This window comes from Anaerolinea thermolimosa (assembly GCF_001050195.2).
GTDB classification, from domain to species: Bacteria; Chloroflexota; Anaerolineae; order Anaerolineales; family Anaerolineaceae; genus Anaerolinea; species Anaerolinea thermolimosa.
In genome coordinates this window covers 1,311,677-1,330,915 of sequence record NZ_DF967965.1, presented here as the reverse complement: position 1 = coordinate 1,330,915, position 19,239 = coordinate 1,311,677, and the positions used below count along the sequence as shown (strand labels likewise).

At 47.4% G+C, this 19,239-nt stretch carries 14 protein-coding genes; 5 read left to right on the top strand and 9 right to left on the bottom strand.

The annotated features are described in order from the left end of the window. The first annotated feature begins 11 nt into the window (after window positions 1-11). Together ATHL_RS06015 and pckA are read left to right on the top strand one after the other, a co-directional pair. Window positions 12-2,483: a glycoside hydrolase family 113 gene (locus tag ATHL_RS06015; protein WP_062190810.1), complete on the top strand. Its 2,472-nt coding sequence runs from the start codon at window positions 12-14 to the stop codon at window positions 2,481-2,483. 21 nt (window positions 2,484-2,504) lie between these two features. After that, the gene (gene pckA / locus ATHL_RS06010; protein WP_062190807.1) at window positions 2,505-4,127 is read left to right on the top strand and encodes a phosphoenolpyruvate carboxykinase (ATP); all 1,623 of its coding nucleotides are present in this window, start codon (window positions 2,505-2,507) and stop codon (window positions 4,125-4,127) included. On the opposite strand, the gene ATHL_RS06005 is transcribed toward pckA, so the two are convergent. Continuing rightward, a complete protein-coding gene (locus ATHL_RS06005; RefSeq protein ID WP_162787612.1) occupies window positions 4,124-4,846 on the bottom strand; it encodes a prepilin peptidase in 723 nt (240 codons plus the stop codon). The two genes, pckA and ATHL_RS06005, sit on opposite strands and share 4 nt — an antisense overlap. Window positions 4,847-4,994: 148 nt before the next feature. Between ATHL_RS06005 and ATHL_RS06000 the strand changes: the two genes are divergently transcribed. From ATHL_RS06000 to ATHL_RS05990, 3 genes are read left to right on the top strand one after another with little or no spacing between them, the layout of a single operon-like run. Then, a complete protein-coding gene (locus tag ATHL_RS06000) occupies window positions 4,995-7,535 on the top strand; it encodes a DEAD/DEAH box helicase (RefSeq protein WP_084001214.1) in 2,541 nt (846 codons plus the stop codon). Window positions 7,536-7,539: 4 nt separating this feature from the next. Beyond that, window positions 7,540-8,799 (top strand): ribonuclease H-like domain-containing protein, encoded by a 1,260-nt coding sequence (locus ATHL_RS05995; protein WP_062190801.1) that lies wholly within the window; start codon window positions 7,540-7,542, stop codon window positions 8,797-8,799. After that, window positions 8,796-9,062 carry a putative signal transducing protein gene (locus ATHL_RS05990; RefSeq protein ID WP_062190798.1) on the top strand — a complete coding sequence of 89 codons (267 nt, stop codon included), beginning with the start codon at window positions 8,796-8,798 and terminating at the stop codon, window positions 9,060-9,062. The genes ATHL_RS05995 and ATHL_RS05990 overlap by 4 nt, the downstream gene beginning before the upstream one ends. Window positions 9,063-9,084: 22 nt before the next feature. Here ATHL_RS05990 and ATHL_RS05985 read toward each other — a convergent pair whose 3' ends face one another. From ATHL_RS05985 to ATHL_RS05950, 8 genes are all read right to left on the bottom strand, one after another. Beyond that, window positions 9,085-9,837 (bottom strand): aminotransferase class IV, encoded by a 753-nt coding sequence (locus ATHL_RS05985; protein WP_162787611.1) that lies wholly within the window; start codon window positions 9,835-9,837, stop codon window positions 9,085-9,087. A 97-nt stretch (window positions 9,838-9,934) separates the two neighbouring features. Further along, window positions 9,935-10,537 carry a nucleotidyltransferase family protein gene (locus ATHL_RS05980; RefSeq protein ID WP_062190794.1) on the bottom strand — a complete coding sequence of 201 codons (603 nt, stop codon included), beginning with the start codon at window positions 10,535-10,537 and terminating at the stop codon, window positions 9,935-9,937. Continuing rightward, window positions 10,524-11,327, bottom strand: coding sequence for a selenium-dependent molybdenum cofactor biosynthesis protein YqeB (gene yqeB / locus ATHL_RS05975; RefSeq protein WP_062190792.1), 804 nt, complete (start codon window positions 11,325-11,327; stop codon window positions 10,524-10,526). The genes ATHL_RS05980 and yqeB overlap by 14 nt, the downstream gene beginning before the upstream one ends. 20 nt (window positions 11,328-11,347) lie before the next feature. After that, window positions 11,348-13,570, bottom strand: coding sequence for a xanthine dehydrogenase family protein molybdopterin-binding subunit (locus ATHL_RS05970; protein ID WP_062190790.1), 2,223 nt, complete (start codon window positions 13,568-13,570; stop codon window positions 11,348-11,350). Between the two features lie 30 nt (window positions 13,571-13,600). Next, window positions 13,601-13,993: a hypothetical protein gene (locus ATHL_RS05965; RefSeq protein WP_062190788.1), complete on the bottom strand. Its 393-nt coding sequence runs from the start codon at window positions 13,991-13,993 to the stop codon at window positions 13,601-13,603. A 16-nt stretch (window positions 13,994-14,009) separates the two neighbouring features. Next, window positions 14,010-15,422: an FAD binding domain-containing protein gene (locus tag ATHL_RS05960; protein WP_084001212.1), complete on the bottom strand. Its 1,413-nt coding sequence runs from the start codon at window positions 15,420-15,422 to the stop codon at window positions 14,010-14,012. A 4-nt stretch (window positions 15,423-15,426) separates the two neighbouring features. Further along, window positions 15,427-16,227 (bottom strand): XdhC family protein, encoded by an 801-nt coding sequence (locus ATHL_RS05955; protein ID WP_084001211.1) that lies wholly within the window; start codon window positions 16,225-16,227, stop codon window positions 15,427-15,429. Between the two features lie 10 nt (window positions 16,228-16,237). After that, window positions 16,238-19,234: a molybdopterin-dependent oxidoreductase gene (locus ATHL_RS05950; protein ID WP_062190784.1), complete on the bottom strand. Its 2,997-nt coding sequence runs from the start codon at window positions 19,232-19,234 to the stop codon at window positions 16,238-16,240. Window positions 19,235-19,239: the final 5 nt, after the last annotated feature.

Here is a 19,239-nt window from a genome sequence, read left to right as displayed (position 1 = left end):
ACAGGAGCACCATGATAAAGAAAAGAAGAACTTTACTTTTCACCCTCTTTGTGGTGTTTCCTTTCCTTGTCAATGCATGCACGTGGGTAGATATTCCACAGGTGGCTCCTCCACCCTCCGAAAATCAAATCCCTGCCAATACCTCAAAGCTTGTCGAGTTGGAGTTCATTGTCAAGCTTCCCTCACCCGTAGAAACCGGGCAATCGGTAGCACTGGAAGTACTGGATGAAGTTACCGGACTTGCTTTCAATCCTACCCGGACGAAAATGAATGTTCAAAGCGCTGATACCTATTCATTAAAGTTAACAGTGAGTGCGGGCTCGGTTATTAAATATCGATATGTTCGAGATGGGAACATTCCTGTTTATGAGTACAACAGCCTTGGAAAACAGGTTCGATACCGTATGGTGCTGGCATCCGCTCCGGCAGTCATTCATGATACCATTACCGCCTGGAGTAACCTGCCCTATGAAGGACCGTATGGTCGTATTATTGGCAGAATTTTAGATCAAGGGACTGGAGCGCCGGTTTCTCCCAGCCTGGTTACTGTCTGCGGACAGGAGACCATTTCGGCATCCGATGGAACTTTTACCATAGACCATCTTCCACCCGGCATTCACAACCTGGTCGTTTATAGCCTGGATGGCAGTTATCCGGTATTCCAGCAAGAAGCTGAAGTGGCAGAGAACTCAGCCACACCGGCTGATATTCGCATTGCTTCGACCCCACTTTCAGAAGTTACATTTATCGCAACCCCCCCAAAGGATAGTTTATTGGGTTTACCCATTCGATTGGTAGGTAATATTTATTCGCTGGGAAACACCTACGCCAATCTTCGTGGCGGAATGAATGTTCTGGCGTCTCGCGCGCCACTTCTCAAACTGCGAGAAGATGGTAAGTACGAAATTAAATTACGCTTGCCTGTAGGTCTTGATCTTCGCTATAAGTACACCATTGGAGATGGCTTTTGGAACGCAGAGAGAGATGGATCAGGGCAGTGGGTAACTCGTCAGCTGATCGTTCCATCCACTCCCGTCACCATTGAGGACCAGATCTTCAGCTGGTCTTCTCCAGGAAAAGGCTCTGTTACTTTTCGGGTTGAAGTCCCGGGCTCTACGCCACCCGGCGAGACTATTTCCATTCAATTTAATCCATACGGGTGGACTGAACCCATTCCCATGTGGCCTCTGGGTAACAATCGCTGGCTATACATCCTTTATAGTCCGCTGGACATGATTGGTGAAACTTCCTATCGAATTTGCAGGAACGAACAATGCGGGATCGCCGATGATCTTCAAACGAAAGGAACAGAAGGGCTTAGTCGAACCTTTATTCCTCAACCCGATTCACAGGTATTTGAAATCAAAGTGACCGAGTGGAATTGGATGGCTGGTGCGGTAGACCCAGTCACTGTACCGGGAGGAAGTATTCCCCCGAAGCCAGAAACATTTATGACCGCCGTAGAATTGAGCCCAGATTACCATCCTTCGTGGCAACCATATTTTTCGCAAACCTTTGAAGGCATATCAAAAATAAACGCCAGGCGGGTTATCCTTTCACCCACCTGGCATTACAGCGGGAATGTGCCCCCCATGCTCCAACAGATCGCAGGAGTCGATGCCTCATGGTATGATATTTCCGAGCAGATCAATTTGGCCAAACAGAAAGGGTTAGAGGTAGCAATTCATCCAACTACCTCCCTGGATAAACCCGCGCTTTTATGGTGGAACGAGGCCCCTCGGGATAGCAATTGGTGGCAGACCTGGTTTGACCGTTATGAAGCCTTTCTCCTTCACCACGCAGATCTGGCTCAGCGAAACCATGTCGATATTTTAATCATTGGTGAGTCAAACATCTTACCTGCTTTTCCGAATGGAGTCCTGCCAGACGGAAAAGGTTCGAATGCCCCCGGAGATGCAGACCTGCGCTGGCAAAATTTGATCGCAAAGATAAGAGAGCGTTATAAAGGTCAAATCGGTTGGTTCATGCCATATCCCGAAGGGTTTAAAACCATTCCAGCTTTTCTCAACGAGGTCGATCAACTCTACGTACTTCTCGATGCACCTTTGAGTAACCAGGACCCTCCTGAAGAGGCAGAAATCGCTTCGAATGTCGAACGCCTCCTCGAAACGGATTTGCGTAGCCTGCGGGATCGGTTTGACAAGCCAATGATTCTTGGTATTGCTTACCCCTCTGTTCGGGGAGCCGCAAGCGGTTGTGTTCGATCTGCCGATACCTGCCTTCCGGCTACAGTATTTTACCAGGGAGGGCTGGAGATTCCTTCTGTAGAGACGGATATTCGTACCCAGGCTGTGATTTACAATGCCATACTTCACGTAATCAGCCGTAACGATTGGCTTGCGGGTGTTTTCTCGGCAGGCTTTTATCCACCGGTAGGAATAGCCGATCAATCTGTATCCATAAACGGGAAACCAGCGGCAGATGTATTATGGTTCTGGTTCAACCAGTTTCACCCAAAATAAAAGCGATACAAGGAGCATTGCATGCAAATAGACGGGATGCCTGGAAAATACCCTCTTGAGCATCACGGTTTGTACAATTTAGGTAGAGTCTACTGGAATCTTAAACCATCCGCTTTAATTGAGAAAGTTGTACAAAAACAGGAAGCAGTCCTTTCCAGTTCCGGTGCCATTGTAGTTCGAACCGGTAAATTTACCGGACGATCTCCCGACGACAAATTTATTGTAAAAAACCATGTCACCGATAATATTTGGTGGGGCAAGGTCAATCAGCCATTTCAACCCGAAAAGTTCAATCTGGTTCTCCATAAAATTCGGGCATATCTTCAGGGAAGAGAGGTTTATATACAGGACCTCCAGGCAGGAGCCCACCCCGATTACGGTTTTCCCATTCGAATAATTACCGAAAAAGCCTGGGCTGCGTTATTTGCTCATAATTTATTTATTCGCTTACCACAGGATAAATTAATTCAACATATACCCGAACTGACTATTTATCATTGCCCCGATTTTCAAGTCCACCCATCTTTTGATTCAACGCGCTCGAATATTTTAATAGCCCTGGATTTTGAAAAGAAAACTTTAATCATCGCTGGAACTTCCTATGCCGGGGAAATTAAAAAGGCGGTATTCACCGCTTTAAATTATTTTTATCCTCCACTGGGGATCCTGCCCATGCATTGTTCAGCCAATCAGGGTTCTGATGGAGATGTGGCTCTGTTTTTTGGCCTGTCGGGAACAGGAAAAACCACTCTTTCCTCAGACCCTGAGCGTTACCTTATTGGTGACGACGAACATGCCTGGTATAACGATGGGATTTTCAACCTGGAAGGTGGATGTTATGCAAAAACCATTCATCTTAGAGAGGAATTAGAACCACTGATCTGGTCAGCCACCCATCGGTTTGGTGCAGTGCTCGAAAATGTCACCTGTGATCCAATCAGTCGAGAGCTCGATTTCGATGATGATCATCTCACAGAAAACACACGTGGAGCCTATCCAATAACATTTATTCCAAATCACGTGCCTGGCGGAATTGGCAATCACCCCAGGCATATATTTTTCCTGACCGCTGATGCTTTTGGCATCCTTCCACCCATCGCGAGATTAACCCATGAACAGGCGATGTATTATTTCCTTTCCGGATACACCTCAAAACTGGCCGGTACAGAGACAGGGTTAGGGGCAGAACCACAAGCAACGTTCTCAGCCTGTTTTGGTGCGCCATTTCTTCCCTTAAGTCCAACAGTATATGCCAATCTTTTAGGACAGAAAACCAGGGATCATTCAGTTAAAGTGTGGTTGGTCAATACCGGGTGGACTGGCGGAGCTTACGGCGTAGGCCAGCGAATTTCCCTTCGCTATACCCGGGCCATGATCAAAGCGGCTCTTAACGGGTCTCTTGATCATGAAGAGTATCGTAAAGAGCCGTACTTTGGCCTTGAAATCCCCCTGCACTGTCAAGGTGTCCCCGCAGATATCCTCGATCCACGCCAGACATGGAGTAACCCGGAAGAGTATCACACCCAAGCCCAACTCTTATTGAGTAGATTCGAAAAGAATTTCATCCAATATGCCGATATGGTCGATGAAAAGGTGTGGAAAGCCGGCCCTCATCCGGATAATTTAAACAAAACTCCAACCTAAGGGCGAAATAACAGAAATAATGTAGCGAACAGAAGAAACGGGGCATACGGTAAAGCGGTGAACGCTTTGTATTCTCGTTTAATAGTCATAATGATCAGGAAGAGTGCGCTGGCAATTCCCCCCAGCAAAATGGCCACAAAAAGTCCCAGGGTTATTCCCGGCCACCCCAGAAATAATCCCAGAACCCCGCTAAGGTTGACATCACCAAACCCCAGAGCCACTTCTTCAATGGGCTCACCTCTGCGTTTCGACAGATAGCGAGTAAATAATTCCCCTATCCAGTAGAGAATCAACATCATGACAAATCCAGCGATCCCTCCCAGTAAGGTGCTACCTGGGCCATGTAACCGAAAGCCTGTAAATAATCCCAAAAGGACACCCATGTAGACCACCGGATTGAGAATCAAACGATGCTCAAGATCAATGATCAAAACCAGTCCAAAGTAAGCAAGAATAAAGAGGGCTTCCAGAAGTAAAAGGCGGTCAGGTATCCAGAAGAGGCTTCCAATAAAGAGTAAGGGGTATACGATTTGTACCGCTTTAGATCGACCAGTCTGGGTAGCACCACAAATTGGGCAATCTTCCCGAAAGAAGAACCCCAACCAGGGTTGTAAACCGCTGCAGCGCCAGCATCTGGGTTGATGGAGCGATCGAAAAAAGGGAAGTTGATCTGCCAGGTAATTGACCATTAACCCGGTAATCCACCCCAAAATCAACATAAAAATTCCTCTGAGTAAAATCATTGGTTTGTCCCTTCAAAATCTCAGGTTCATCTCCATCAATCCAGTTAATTGTATAACACTCTCATTTACAGGGAAAAATCCTTAAAACCTTGATATTTGTTCTAAGTTCGGGTACAACACACTTATGACTGAGCCATTAGAACATCATTCAATAGAGCAACCTGTTGAGCACGTCTTTCGTTTATGGAATTCTGATTCGACAATCTCACAAAACATCTGGAAGGTGTTACGCGTTCCCCCCAGGCCTGCTATCTATGTACCTCTTCCGGATGAGATACACCCCCAGTTAAGACAAGTATTGGAGAGAGAAGGCATTCATGCTTTATATCTCCATCAAAAACACGCCTGGGACGAAGTCCTGGCAGGAAAATCAGTTGTGATTGCCACAGGCACAGCCAGTGGAAAGACATTATGCTTCAATCTACCGGTACTCAATTCTTGCTTTTACCAGGGAAAAAGCCGTGCATTATATATCTATCCCACAAAAGCCCTGGCGCAAGACCAGTATCATAAACTCGTCCAGTGGCTAGAGGGGTCTTCCATTACTACAGCAATCTACGATGGTGATACCCCAACCCATCAGCGGAGCGCCATTCGCTCAAGGGCAAACATCGTACTTACCAATCCCGATATGCTCCACATGGGGATCCTTCCCCACCATACACGCTGGGAGGCTCTGTTTCGGGATCTTCGCTTTGTAGTGATTGACGAGGTTCATACGTACCGGGGCGTATTTGGTTCTCATCTTGCAAACCTGTTACGCCGACTAAAACGCATTGCCCGATTTTACGGCTCCTCTCCCCAATTTATATTCACTTCAGCCACCATTGGAAATCCCGCAGAACATGCCAGCCGTTTAGCCGAACAACCTGTAGCGATGATCGATGATGATGGTGCTCCACAGGGCGAGAAATTATTTCTCATCTACAACCCCCCTGTCATCGACCCTTCTCTTGGAATACGTGCCAGTGCCATGCAGGAAAGTCAACGACTGTTACGCGATCTACTTTCCTGCGAAATTCAAACCATCGTATTTGCTCGGACCCGCCGGTTAGTAGAAATTCTTAGAAAATACATTTCTGATCTCAATCCGCAAACCAGAAATCGAATCTCCGGGTACCGTAGTGGTTATTTACCCAACGAACGCCGTAAAATCGAAAAAGGCCTCCGTTCGGGAACTCTACAAACTGTCATTACGACCAATGCCTTAGAGCTCGGAATTGATATTGGCTCTATGGACGCATCGGTTATAGTGGGTTTCCCGGGAACGATTGCCTCATTTCGCCAGCAGGCAGGGCGAGCCGGGAGAACCGACGCGCCATCCATCGCAGCGCTGGTAGCTTCTTCTGATCCCATCGATCAATTCCTTGCCAGACATCCGGATTACCTTTTCAACCGATCGCCAGAGCAAGCCCTGATCGATCCCAACAACCCATTAATCCTTTTTCAGCAGCTCGAATGCGCAGCGTTTGAACTCCCTTTCAAAGAGAATGAGAGGTTTGGAAACCTGGATTCCAAAACATTGAAAGAGATACTTGAAATTCTCTCCCATTCCGGAAAGCTTCACCTTTCTGGAGGAAGATATTTTTGGGTTTCAGAACAATACCCTGCCAGCCAGGTATCTTTGCGAAATTCCTCTCCAACCTCAGTGAAATTACAGGTTGAATTAGATGGTAAAGTTGAAACCATTGGTATTGTAGACCGTGAAAGCGCACCTTGGATGGTTCACCCTGGAGCCGTGTACCTCCATGATGGTTCGTCCTATCTGGTAAATACCCTTGACCTGGAGCAGAATATTGCCTGGCTCACGAAAAAAGAGGTTGATTATTACACCAAGCCTCAGATCCATACAGAAATCGAGAAAATTTCTGAAATCCAATCCGAAACCATTACCGGTGGCCAGAAATTTTATGGAGAGATTAAAGTGACCACTCAGGTAATCGGATTCAAGCAAATTCGATGGTATACCCATGAAAACCTTGGGGAAGGAGCTTTAAATTTACCCCCTTCTTATCTATATACAACCGGTTATTGGATAAGCCTCAACACAGAGACTGTTGATAGCTTACGTAATTCCGGCTTATGGAGCAATGATCCTAATGATTACGGCCCCGGTTGGAACCGAATCAGGAATGAAATTCGCGCGAGGGATCACTTCACCTGCCAGATATGCGGCGCGGTTGAGAAGAATGAGGCTCACCATGTGCATCATAAAATTCCATTTCGGAGCTTTTCTTCAGCTGAGGAAGCAAACCGACCACACAACCTGATTACTCTTTGTAAAAACTGCCACCGGTTGGTTGAGGCGAATCTCCGCATTAAGAGCGGATTGGCCGGGATGAGTTACCTTTTCCACCATCTGACTCCTTTATTTCTCATGTGCGATGCTGGAGACCTTGGCGCAAGTTCAGACCCACAATCCCCTCTTGCCGGGAATCAGCCGGTTGTAGTCATTTATGATCAGGTGCCCGGGGGGATTGGATTGTCTCAAAAACTCTTCGAGATAGATCATTTTGTCATAAAAGACGCCATAGATTTAATTACTTCCTGTCCATGCCAGAATGGGTGTCCATCCTGTGTAGGGCCAGGTGGAGAGAATGGCTCGGGTGGAAAAGAAGAAACCCTGGCTATCCTCCAGAAATTGATGGATAATGAGGACGGGTGATTATATGTCTTCCTTGCTGGATCGTTTAAAAATCCTGGGTGTTCCTTTGAAAGAACAGGAAGGGAGAGTTCCAGAATCCGTCCCTGCCTTTCCTATTACCAAAGTAATAGAAGGAAACGAATATCCAACAAAGGACGGAAATATATTTTTTGTTGAGAAGACATTCCCTCAAGAATATCTCCATGGTGTTCAAACCCTTTCCAGTCGGCCAATCCTTGAAATCATTCACCACTACCTTGGCATCGGCCCCGAAGTGGATTACCCGCAAATTGTTTTTCTTGATACTGAAACCTCAGGTCTTGCAGGAGGGTCTGGGGTTTTTGCCTTCATGATTGGTCTTGGTTTTTTTATAGAAAACGGCTTTAAGGTTATACAGATATTCATGCGTACTCCGGTTGAAGAGCCAGGGCTCCTGACGGCGCTCGACGAGTTTCTCAACCCATTTCAACTCATGGTTTCTTTTAACGGCAAATCTTTTGATATCCCACTGCTCAATACCAGATATGTCCTGAACCAGAAAACATCGCCTCTGGAAGCTAAATTTCATCTTGATTTACTCCAGCTGGCTAGAAAAATCTGGAGAGACCGGTTGGTAAATCGCTCACTGGGAGAATTAGAAAGGGAAATCCTTGCATTTACTCGCGAGGAAGAAGACGTTCCAGGCTACCTCATCCCTCAATTGTATTTTGACTATTTGAAAACCGGAAATGCAACCCCTCTCAGGAGCATTTTCTACCACAATGCTATTGATATTGTTTCCATGGCAGCCCTCTTCCTCTTCATCACACAAATTATAGAGAATCCACTGCAATACAATATTCCCTCTCTGGACGTTGCCGCATTAGCCCGGTTGTTTGAAGGTCTTGGCAAGCTCGAGGAGGCAGCCTCTCTATACGAATATTGTATTGATCGAGGACTCCCTTCAACTGCTTATATAAAAACCATCGAACGTTATGCTCTGATGCGTAAAAAACAGGGACACATTGAACTATCATCGATTTTATGGATGAAAGCAGCCGAGCGTGGATACATTCCTGCTCATATTGAACTCGCTAAAATTCACGAACATCATTCTCAAAACTTATCTCTGGCATTGGAATGGGTAAACCGTGCGATTGAGCGAGTTCAATCTGACGTTTCTCTCCCAGGATACTTGCGTAAGGAGTATCTGAATGATTTAAACCATCGCAATGCCAGATTAAACACAAAGATAACCAGGAGAACCGATCTTTGTTGTGATAAGAGGAAACAGGAAAGTCAATGAAAACTCCCAAATTTGTACCGGTTTATACCGCGGAGGGGAATCTGGCGGGGGAAATGATTCGACTCATGCTGGAATCATTCGGCATCCAATCTATACTTTTACAAGAAAGCGCAGGGGCCGCCTATGGATTCACAATTGGGCCAATGGGCGAAGTCACCGTAATGGTAGCCGAAGACCAGGCTGAGGATGCCCGCCAGCTCATTCTTGCTATGGAACGCGGAGATCTGGAACCCCCACCCCATCCTGAAGACAACGATGGGTGACCATGATCAGAACAGTACCCGGTTAAATCTCTTCTGCCAGAGAATATATTTTTTGTTCAAAGGCCTGGATTATTTTTCGAGTCATTTCTCCAGGCCGTCCATTCCCAATGATTAAGCCATCAATCTCTACAACCGGCAGTACTCCTCGGCTGACGCTGGTAATAAAGGCTTCATCCAGAAACCTGAGGTGATGACAACTGAAACCCTGTAAATGTATCGGGATTCCCGATTCATGCAGGACTTCCAGCACAATTTCGCGTGTCGTTCCAGGTAAGACCCCTTTTCCAGCTGTCCATACTACTCCACTCTGAACAGCGAAAAAATTACTGCTCAAGCCTTCAAGCATTTCCCCGGTCTCATCCACCATGATAATCTCATTGAAACCATTGATCCATTCTTTACGAAGCGCTTCAGCAACGGCAATAAATTGCGTGGATTTAGCTTCGGGATGTTCCCTTTTCATGGATTCAGTCTTTACTTTCACCCCCCGGGTATATGCTTCAGCCGGAGGGGTCTCAAGAGGCTCCACAAAAAGGAATGTTTGTCCTGAATGATCTGCCAGGTCGATATAGATTCGAAATCGTAATTCACCCTCATACTGTTGAGTCTGGATGATCTGCCGAAGGGCGTTCCTTATCTCCCCCTCACGAACCGACACAACCTTTCCTAATCTTTGCGCAGAATCCACAAGACGTTTTATATGTTGCTCGAAAATGATTACCTTTGTCTTCTGGTACGTTCTTAAGGTAGTATATACTCCTTCTGGAAGGCTCATTTGAATATCATTCAAGGAGGTCTTGTCAGAGAACAGGTGGGTAATATCCTCCAGTTGTCCTCCCGGGACGGTTCGAAAAACTCTAATCCATTTCTTTTTATTGGGGGCGTTGTTGGGAATATTCATCTGGGGTATCAATGTCGCTCAAGATAGAAGATGTATCAACAGAAATATAATGGATCAATTCGTTGTGTTGGTTTAAAAAATCTCTCAAGGTAAACTCTTCTGGGAGCCTGGTAATTTCCTGCCACAGGCTTTTTTCTACCAACCAGGGATGGCCTCTTCGCATCCGGTAACTCGGCACTACCAATGACGAATGCGTAGAGTGAAATGCATCGATAATGGCTTGAACCACCGACGGATGAATTTGCGGCTGATCTCCAAGGACAATCATCACCGCATCAGTTTCAGGTGGCAGAGAATTTATTCCTATCTTAACCGAATCCACCATTTCTGATGCTTCATACCGAGTATTCTTTACAAACAGAACCGGTTTGGCAGATATGACTTCCCGAATTTCACGATCGTTGCCACCGGTTACCACAACAATCGGATGGAGGTTACATTGAATCAGTACCTCAACCACCTGTTCAATAATGGTGATATTTCCCCATGGAAGGGTTAATTTGGGTCTTCCCATTCGCCTGGATTGACCCGCTGCAACTACCACAGCCGCAAGATTTGCGTTATTTTTCCTCATGATTGAAGGTCATCAGGATGGCTTCCAGAACACCACCACCCACAGCCAGAGCTTTATCAGAGACGAGTTGACATAAACGAGGATCTTTTCTTGGATCGACATCTCCAATTTTCATCCCGCGAGTAACTTGTACCCCCTCATGGACTAAACCTCGTAACACTCCCGGGAATGGGCTCAATACTACCTGGCCATTAACTTCAGCAATGGGGTCTCCCTGATCTACCAGATCACCGATACGCGCTATTGGAGTCAAGATTCCATCCGTGGGAGACCGTAATACACGTGTTTCTCGCATGCCATTAACTGGGTCAGGTAAACCGGTATCTGCCTCTGCTGCCCCTTCCCAGATAACCCGCCCAAGAAATGGTCCTCTCACTGTTTCGATCACAGCATGGCAATTCTTACCCGCAACAAAACCTGGCCCGAGACCAATATACAAAGGAACTTCGTCGAACGGGAAGAGAGGATCTTTCTTTTGCATCCTGGCGTCCACAATTACATCTGGATGAAAGAATTGACGCATAGTACATTCAGGATCGATGACTACAGGTAAATTGCCAGATGCAATCACCCGATCGACCTCATCCATCGATTCAACCCGAACCCCCTGTACCTCTTCCACAAAGGAAACCAGGTCATAAATCGCCTGGCCGAAAGAAACCAGACGTCGCACCGCCAGAGGTTTCTCCAGTTCTGTAACCAGCACCTTCCAGCCAGCGCGGAAACAGCGTAGAGCCACTCCGCTGGCCAGGTCTCCACCTCCGCGCACAATGATCCGAAGCCGCTTCATGAGTGTATATTATACTGCGCTCAAGAAGCCTGATTTTTTTTAATTGCCGAAATCATCTTCTCAGGCAACACCGGAAATTCATGAAACCATATTCCCGTGGCGTGGTGAATCGCATCGATGATCGCAGGAGTCAATGGAAGGTAAGGCATTTCACCCATTCCCCGCGCCCCATAAGGGCCTATAGGATCAGGATATTCTAATATTAAGGACTCCACCTTCTTGGGTATATCCAGCACAGTCGGGATCAGGTAAGTAGATAGGGTTGTTGTTTTCGGCACCGCATTTTCCTGGATAAAGTTTTCCATCAGGGCATATCCTGCGGCTTGCACTACAGCACCCTCTATTTGCCCTTGAACTTGTTGTGGATTAACCGCTTTTCCGACATCATCCGCACAAATAACTTTATCCAGTGTAATTTGCCCGGTTTCCATGTCAATGCTTATTTCCACCGCTTCGGCTACATAACCATAGGCAAAGTTGGGTTCCGATTTACCCGTTTCCGGGTCGTAGGGAGTAGTTTTCGGAGGCCGATACTGATAAGTAGCTCTGGCCGGTCTCTCTTCGTCCTTCCATTTAGCCAGGGCCGCCTGTGCCGCACCCCGAATCGCATTGCCGGCCATGAAAGTCATCCTCGAAGCTGAGGCTGAGCCCGACGTCTGGGTGAATGCCGTGTCAGAAACGACCAAAGAAATCTTATCAATTGGCAGGTCAAGCGCCTCTGCAGCCATTTGTAGGAATACAGTATGAGCCCCTTGCCCGCAATCAGCCCCCGCGTGGTAAACAATGGCTCTTTCTATCTCATCCCGTCCTTGAAGTTCAACCGTTGCCCAGCATTGTTCCGGCGCGCCGAAAGAAAACCCCACATTCTTAAACGCACAGGCGATTCCCAGTCCTTTACGTATAACAGGATTCGTTTCGTCTCGGGTATTGAAATCGGTTTTTTTCCATCCCTCCCTGGTATGTTTCCAACCCGCCGCCAGAGCGCACTTTTCCAAAACCTGAGTAATACTCACTCCCCGAGGTAAGGGTGTACCAACCGACAGCAAGGATCCTTCTTTGAGTAAGTTTCGCATTCGAAGTTCTACCGGATCCATGTCCAGAGCCAGAGCTAGTTTATTGATCTGCATTTCAGCCGCAAAGGCTCCCTGTGGCCCACCGAAACCCCGAAACGCTCCATTGGGGATGTTATTGGTATAAACCGCGTAGGAATCTACCCTGACATTGGGAATTTCATAAGGGCCGGTGCACATCAAGGTTGCATTTCCCAATACTTTCGTAGAGGTATAGGCATAAGCCCCGCCATCAGCAATACACTTAACCTCAGCGGCGGTAATTTTTCCATCTCTGGTTGCCGCCCAACGAGTCTTGAAATAATAAGGATGGCGTTTATGGTGGCCGATGATCGATTCCTCTCGACTCCAGATTATTTTTACCGGACGATCCACCCCTTTTTGATGTAAGCGCCACGCTGCCAGAGCAAGTACAATTTGAACCGACATATCCTCTCGACCGCCAAAAGCCCCACCAATTGCTGGATAAATCACCCGTACACGGTCAAGAGGGAGATCCAATGCATGAGCAATTTGTTCCTGGTCCTCATGCGTCCATTGACCAGCCACATAAATGGTAACCCGCCCCTCTTCATCAATGAAACCCAGACCGGCTTCCGGTTGCAAATAGGCATGCTCTTGAGCTGGAGTACGATACTCGCCTTCTACAATAACATCGGCTGTTTCAAATGCGCGATCAATATCCCCCTTCCGGATACGATAATGACAGAAAGTATTCGTTCCCCGGTCCGGGTGAAGGATAACATTATCCTGGATAGATTCGAAAATATCACTGACAACAGGCAGATCTTCATAATCCACGCGAATTAAATCGCGGGCTTTCTCAGCGATTATTTCAGTGTCTGCAATTACCAGGGCCACCTGATCACCGACAAAGCGAACCCGGTCTGCAAAAGGCTTGGTAGATCCCGGCCCACAGAGAACAGGTTGATCGGGGTATATCAATCCGTATTCATTGTTAGGCACATCTCTGGCCGTTAAAACCGCGATCACCCCCTCCAGACTCTCAGCTGCACTGGTATCGATGGAACGAATGATGGCATGAGGTCGCCCAGCGAAGAGAATCTTCATGTAAGCCTGATTGGGCAGGTTAATATCCCCAGGGTACAGGGCCTGTCCGGTTACTTTGCTGAGTGCATCAACTCTTGGAATAGATTGGCCAACGAATTTCATCCGATCTCCTTAACGATCGATAATGAGTAGTTATCGGGCGCGCTTTCGAACCCTGGCTTTAATCGGCGGAGCATCCAGCGGCCCATATCGTGGTGGAGCGAACAGGCTGTTTACAATGAATGTCACCATGGTTAACACTGCATAAAAAATGAGCATGAGAGTAATGGTAAGGATGATCTTGAAATACAACCATGGATCCCCGTTATAAAGAAAATCACCCCTTTTCGCAACCAGATCATAGGGCATTGGGAACCATTGATTAATCGCATTTTGTTGCAGAATAACCTCGGTTGCTGCATACGACAAAATCGGTATCAGGATAATCAAGGCAAATCCCACCCCCCTCCAGATTGGGTGTACCTGTCGTCGTGCTTCTCGTTCCTCGCGGCTTGATTCTTTCTGGTATGCACCATATTTTGGCATCCTTCACCTCCCTGATTTATGAACCATTTTTGGTTGCCGCCAGTTCGATTGCTTCAATAATTTTATAATATCCTGTACACCGGCATAAATTTCCTGTGATTGCCTGTTTTATAGTGTCGATCTGTGGTCGATCTGTTTCCTCTAGAAGCTTAACTGCTGACATAATAAACCCCGGAGTGCAATAACCACATTGAACTGCACCTGTTTCAATAAAAGCTTCTTGCACCGGGTGTAGCCGATCGCTGGAACCAATCCCCTCGATGGTAATAATTTCTGCCCCATGGGCACGTCCAGCTGGAACCATACAGCTCATCACCGCCATCCCATCTAAAAATACAGTGCAGGCCCCACATTCACCTTCTGCACAACCTTCCTTGGTACCAGTAAGCCAGCCGTCTTCTCGAAGCAACCGCAGGAGAGACTTTTGGTGGCTTCCACGGAACTCTTTAATCTCCCCATTAATAGAAGTCACAATAGTCGAAGATGGGTTGTTAAAAACATGGACTTTTTGAATTGCAGGCGGTTGAAAACTTTTTCCTCGCAACAGGGGGAGTTGGATTGTTTTATGAGTAGAATTTTTGGCAATTTCCAGTAAAGCTCGTTTCCCAATCACCTGCGTCATGAATTTCCTGTAACTCGCAGAGGCCCGAACATCAGAAATGGGCATGGCACTTGACGCAATATATTCAGAGGCTTGTTGAATGGTGGCTTCGTCAAGGGTCTTTCCGCAAAGAAATGCCTCAGCCTCAGCCGCATGGATAATCGTAGGTGCAACTGCCCCCAGAGTGATCGACGCTTTCTGAATGACCTCCGCCTGGTCGAAAGTTATGATGGCAGCAATATTTACGATAGAGATGGCCTGGGCATTCCGTAAAGCTAATTTAATAAAAGTTCCTCGTTGATTGTTTTGCATGGCAGGAAAAATGATCTCGATGAGCATTTCATCCGCATTCATGACTGTCTTACGGACTCCAAGATAAAAATCGCTCAAAGAGACGATCCGTTCATGCTCCCTCGACCTTAATCGCACTTTAGCTCCAAGCGCCATGAGAGGAGTGATGGTATCATTTGCCGGCGATGCAGTGATAATATTGCCAGCTATGGTACCTCGATTCCGAATTTGTGGAGACCCAACCTCGCTGGCCGCCTTAACCAGGGGGTAGGCATATTGTTGAAGGAGTGTCGAGGCAATACAATCGGCATGCGTTACCAGGCATCCCAGATGAATCATTCCCTCGTGATCTAGAGTGATCTGGTTCTGACCCGGGATTCGGGAAACATCGATGATCGTCTCTGCGGAACGCACCCCCCGTTCGATCTCCAGGATAAGATCGGTCGCCCCGGCAATTAAACGACTGGTGCCAATACCATTCCCCAGCAACTCCAGGGTCTCTTCAACGCTTGGTGAAAGGATATAATTTTTCCACATGCTTTTATGAAAAATCCTTGTATTGTTTCGGTTTTCCAGAGGCCTGATTTTTAATCATTAAAACCTCAGCCAGAATGCTTACGGCAATCTCTTCCGGAGTCTCAGCCCCAATGTCCAGACCAATCGGAGAACGAATTTTCTCTAACAACGCTGAATCAATTCCCTGCTCTTGAAGCGCTTTGACCGTCGTTAGCCAGCGTTTTTTCGAGCCAATGATTCCCAGGTATGACGGGTTACATTTTAACAATGCCGGTAATCCCTCAACATCTACGGACACCCCCCTTGTAACAAGGATTAAGAAGGTTTCCGGACCAATCGATGTTTTTGCTGGAAGTTCTCGAATTGGCACTGGGTAGAACTCGTCTGCTTCTGGTATGTTCTTAGAGTTGCATAGTTCTATGCGGTCGTCTGAAATGGCTACGCGAAATCCAAGCCACTTTCCCAGGTGCGCAACGGCCCGTCCAACATGCCCTCCGCCTACAATTAACAACCTCGCCTTGGGGAAAATGGGTTCCACATAGACTTCCACCGTCCCACCACATACCCCGGGATCTCCTTCCGATGGATTGACCATAGAATATACCAGCCTCTTGGAAATTCCCTCCCGGTAAGCTTCGATGGCTTCCTGAATAACCCGATTTTCCAGTTCACCCCCACCTACTGTGCCAATGATCGTCCCATCCGGATATACCAGCATCCTGCTACCAGAGTGCCGTGGGGTCGACCCCTGGCTGGATAGAATCGTACAAAGAACTCCCCCTTGCCCCTTTTCTTCAAGCTCAGCCAGCGCCTTAAATACGGACATTTCCTATCCTCTACCCAGCACCTCTCAATGCCCGCCAGACCTTCTCAGGAGTTACAGGTGTAGAATTTACTTCTGCACCACAGGCATCAACCACCGCATTTCCCACTGCCGGAGCTACCCCATCCATGGGTATCTCAGCTACCGCTTTAACCCCGTACGGATGAGAAGGCTCATAGGTCTCAACGAAAATGGTTTTCAACTCAGGCATTTCATTCGCCCTGAAAATATGATAGTCCACCAGATCGCGCTCACGAGGGTTCCCATAAGTATCATATACCATTTCCTCGCAAACTGCATACCCCAGCGCCTGGGTCATCCCCCCTTCTACCTGGCCGGATGCCGTTAATGGGTTGACAATTACGCCAGAATCAACTGCCATCACCAATCGTTCTACCGTCACCTGGCCCGTTTCAATATCCACACAAACCTCCGCAAATTGAGCGGCAAACGGAGGAGGAGAAACCGGAGACATATATGAGGCAACCGCCATTATTTGCTCCTGGTTCTCGTGGTGCAGAGCATTATGGGCAATGTCCCTGAAAGAAATGGATCGACCATCAGGTGCAAACGCGGTTCGCTCCCTCAACACGATACTCGACGGGTCTACACTCTCAGATTGGCCAGTAGAGAACATTGCCGCAGCCCGAATCCGAATTCTTTCCGCCACCTGTTCAGCTGCCTTCACAACTGCCGCCCCGGAAATATATGTAGTACTCGATGCGTATGCCCCTTTATCAAAAGGTGTAAAATCGGTGTCTGAGGAGTAAACAATAATATCTTCCACAGGCACTCCAAGGGTTTCAGCCGCCATTTGTGCCAGAACTGTATCGGATCCTGTTCCCAAATCGGTGGCACCGACCAGAAGGTTAAAGGATCCATCATCATTCATTTTTATACTGGCACCGCCCATATCCAGGTAAGGGATTGCTGTGCCTTGCATTACAGCCGCCATTCCAATACCTCGTCGTAGATGGGGCTTTCCGGGCACTTTATGCCAGTCCGGGTTTCCAAATTTTTGATCCCATCCAATAACTGCTTTTCCCTGACGGATACATTCCTCCAGTCCAACGGTTTGGATTATTTCTGGTCTTGGTTCTCTACCTTCACTCCAGGCAGTACTGAAAGGATGTAACTCACCCTGCCGGATCGCATTTTTCATTCTGAACTCAACGGGATCGATTCCCAATTTCCGGGAGATTTTCTCCATATGGCGTTCCACCGCCCAAAACCCCTGGGGCACGCCGTACCCCCGAAATGCCCCCGCGGGTGGAGTGTTGGTATATACCACATCCGCATAAAATCTGATATTTGGCGACTCTCGATATTTCCCATCACCTACATACAGAGCCATTGCTTTATGCCCTGTATTTCCAGTGACTGTTAATGCATGGCAACCATAGGCACCCGTATCGCTCAGCACTCTCATTTCATTCGCTGTAATTGTGCCATCTTGTTTAACCCCTGTTTTCATCCGAATTCTCATCGGATGCCGTGACCGTGCTGCAATGAATTCTTCTTCGCGAGTGTATTCATATTTCACCGGCCGCCCTGTAGCTATGGTCAGATGAGCAGCCACATCTTCAATTAAAACCTCTTGCTTACCACCAAATCCCCCGCCAATCCTCGGCTTGATGACCCTGATCCGTTTAACGGGGAGATTCAGTACAGGTGCAAGTATTCTGCGCACATGAAAGGGAACCTGGGTGCTGGTACGAATGACGAGTCGATCATCCTCGTCCCAGTAAGTGATAACAACATGGGGTTCAATATGCGCCTGTTGTACTTTAGCAACCTCATATTCTTCTTCAAAGATGAAATCTGCTTCCCGGAAACCTTGTTCCACATCTCCAATATCAATACGAATCTCGGCGGCTAAGTTTCGTGAAGGATCGGATCCGGCAAAGTTCTGGTACTCGGGTTCATCATGAATCACTGGTGCATCGGGAGACATTGCCAAACGCGAGTCCAGAACAGATGATAAACACTCATATTCCACCCGGATTAACCCAAGCGCTTTTTCAGCAATCTCTTCACTTTCAGCCGCCACGAAAGCAACACGATCGCCCACAAAACGCACCTTGCGATCGAGAGAAAACGTATCCAGTGGCCCCGGAATCGGGTCAGACTGACCTGCTGTTGAATAGATGACTCGAGGAAGGTCCTGCCAGGTCAACACAGCCGCCACTCCAGGAAGTGCTCTCGCCTCAGATACATCGATCTCTTTTATTACAGCGTGTGGATGCGGACTGTGCAATACTTTGGCAATTAACATTCCGGGTAAATCAATGTCATCTGTAAAGGCTGGTTTCCCTTGAACTAATTTAATCGCATCTACTTTTCTCTCGGGTTTTCCAACGGTTACACGGGTCTTTACCTCGGGAGAAACCCAGATTTTCGGTAAAACCCTTTCCTGAACCTCTGTAACCCGATTGGATGATTCAGAAATTCCCTCCAGATGATCTGGCATATCTGTTGGTTCAAATGGAAAAACGGGTAAACCATCCAGCGGAGGGACAACCTCACCTCGAAGAATCGCCGCAGCGCGTAGAATGGCCTGAACAGGCTTGACATATCCCGTACAACGGCAGAGAATGCCGCTCAACGCATCTCGCACCTGTTCCTCAGTTGGATTGGGGTTTCTCTCAATGAGGTTGATCCCTGCCAACACCATAGCCGGAGTACAGTAGCCACATTGAATGGCCCCTACATCAATCAATGCTTGTTGAACAGGATGAAGTCCAGCGGTTTTTCTCCAGCCTAACTGGGGGTGTTCTCCAACCGATTCTGTAGTCCTGACCTCATGACCAGCTACCTGAGCTGCAAGAATACAGCATGAGTTAACCAGTTTCCCATCTAAGAGCACAGCACACGCCCCGCATTCTCCACTTTTACAGCCACCAAATTTCACGCTGAAATAGCCCTGTTTTCTTAATAACTCAAGCAAAGTCGTCTGTGGAGAAACCTCAAATTCACAAAGGACACCATTGATTCTGAGTGAAATGTTCATGAGAT

Bases quoted from the DNA above. Each gene is read 5' to 3' on its own strand.
- ATHL_RS06000 (WP_084001214.1), top strand. From the start codon at position 4,995: ATGACTGAGCCATTAGAACATCATTCAATAGAGCAACCTGTTGAGCAC.
- ATHL_RS06005 (WP_162787612.1), bottom strand. From the start codon at position 4,846: ATGTTGATTTTGGGGTGGATTACCGGGTTAATGGTCAATTACCTGGCA.
- yqeB (WP_062190792.1), bottom strand. From the start codon at position 11,327: ATGAAGCGGCTTCGGATCATTGTGCGCGGAGGTGGAGACCTGGCCAGC.
- ATHL_RS06015 (WP_062190810.1), top strand. From the start codon at position 12: ATGATAAAGAAAAGAAGAACTTTACTTTTCACCCTCTTTGTGGTGTTT.
- ATHL_RS05960 (WP_084001212.1), bottom strand. From the start codon at position 15,422: ATGTGGAAAAATTATATCCTTTCACCAAGCGTTGAAGAGACCCTGGAG.
- ATHL_RS05980 (WP_062190794.1), bottom strand. From the start codon at position 10,537: ATGAGGAAAAATAACGCAAATCTTGCGGCTGTGGTAGTTGCAGCGGGT.
- ATHL_RS05950 (WP_062190784.1), bottom strand. From the start codon at position 19,234: ATGAACATTTCACTCAGAATCAATGGTGTCCTTTGTGAATTTGAGGTT.
- ATHL_RS05955 (WP_084001211.1), bottom strand. From the start codon at position 16,227: ATGTCCGTATTTAAGGCGCTGGCTGAGCTTGAAGAAAAGGGGCAAGGG.
- ATHL_RS05985 (WP_162787611.1), bottom strand. From the start codon at position 9,837: ATGAGCCTTCCAGAAGGAGTATATACTACCTTAAGAACGTACCAGAAG.
- pckA (WP_062190807.1), top strand. From the start codon at position 2,505: ATGCAAATAGACGGGATGCCTGGAAAATACCCTCTTGAGCATCACGGT.
- ATHL_RS05965 (WP_062190788.1), bottom strand. From the start codon at position 13,993: ATGCCAAAATATGGTGCATACCAGAAAGAATCAAGCCGCGAGGAACGA.
- ATHL_RS05970 (WP_062190790.1), bottom strand. From the start codon at position 13,570: ATGAAATTCGTTGGCCAATCTATTCCAAGAGTTGATGCACTCAGCAAA.
- ATHL_RS05995 (WP_062190801.1), top strand. From the start codon at position 7,540: ATGTCTTCCTTGCTGGATCGTTTAAAAATCCTGGGTGTTCCTTTGAAA.
- ATHL_RS05990 (WP_062190798.1), top strand. From the start codon at position 8,796: ATGAAAACTCCCAAATTTGTACCGGTTTATACCGCGGAGGGGAATCTG.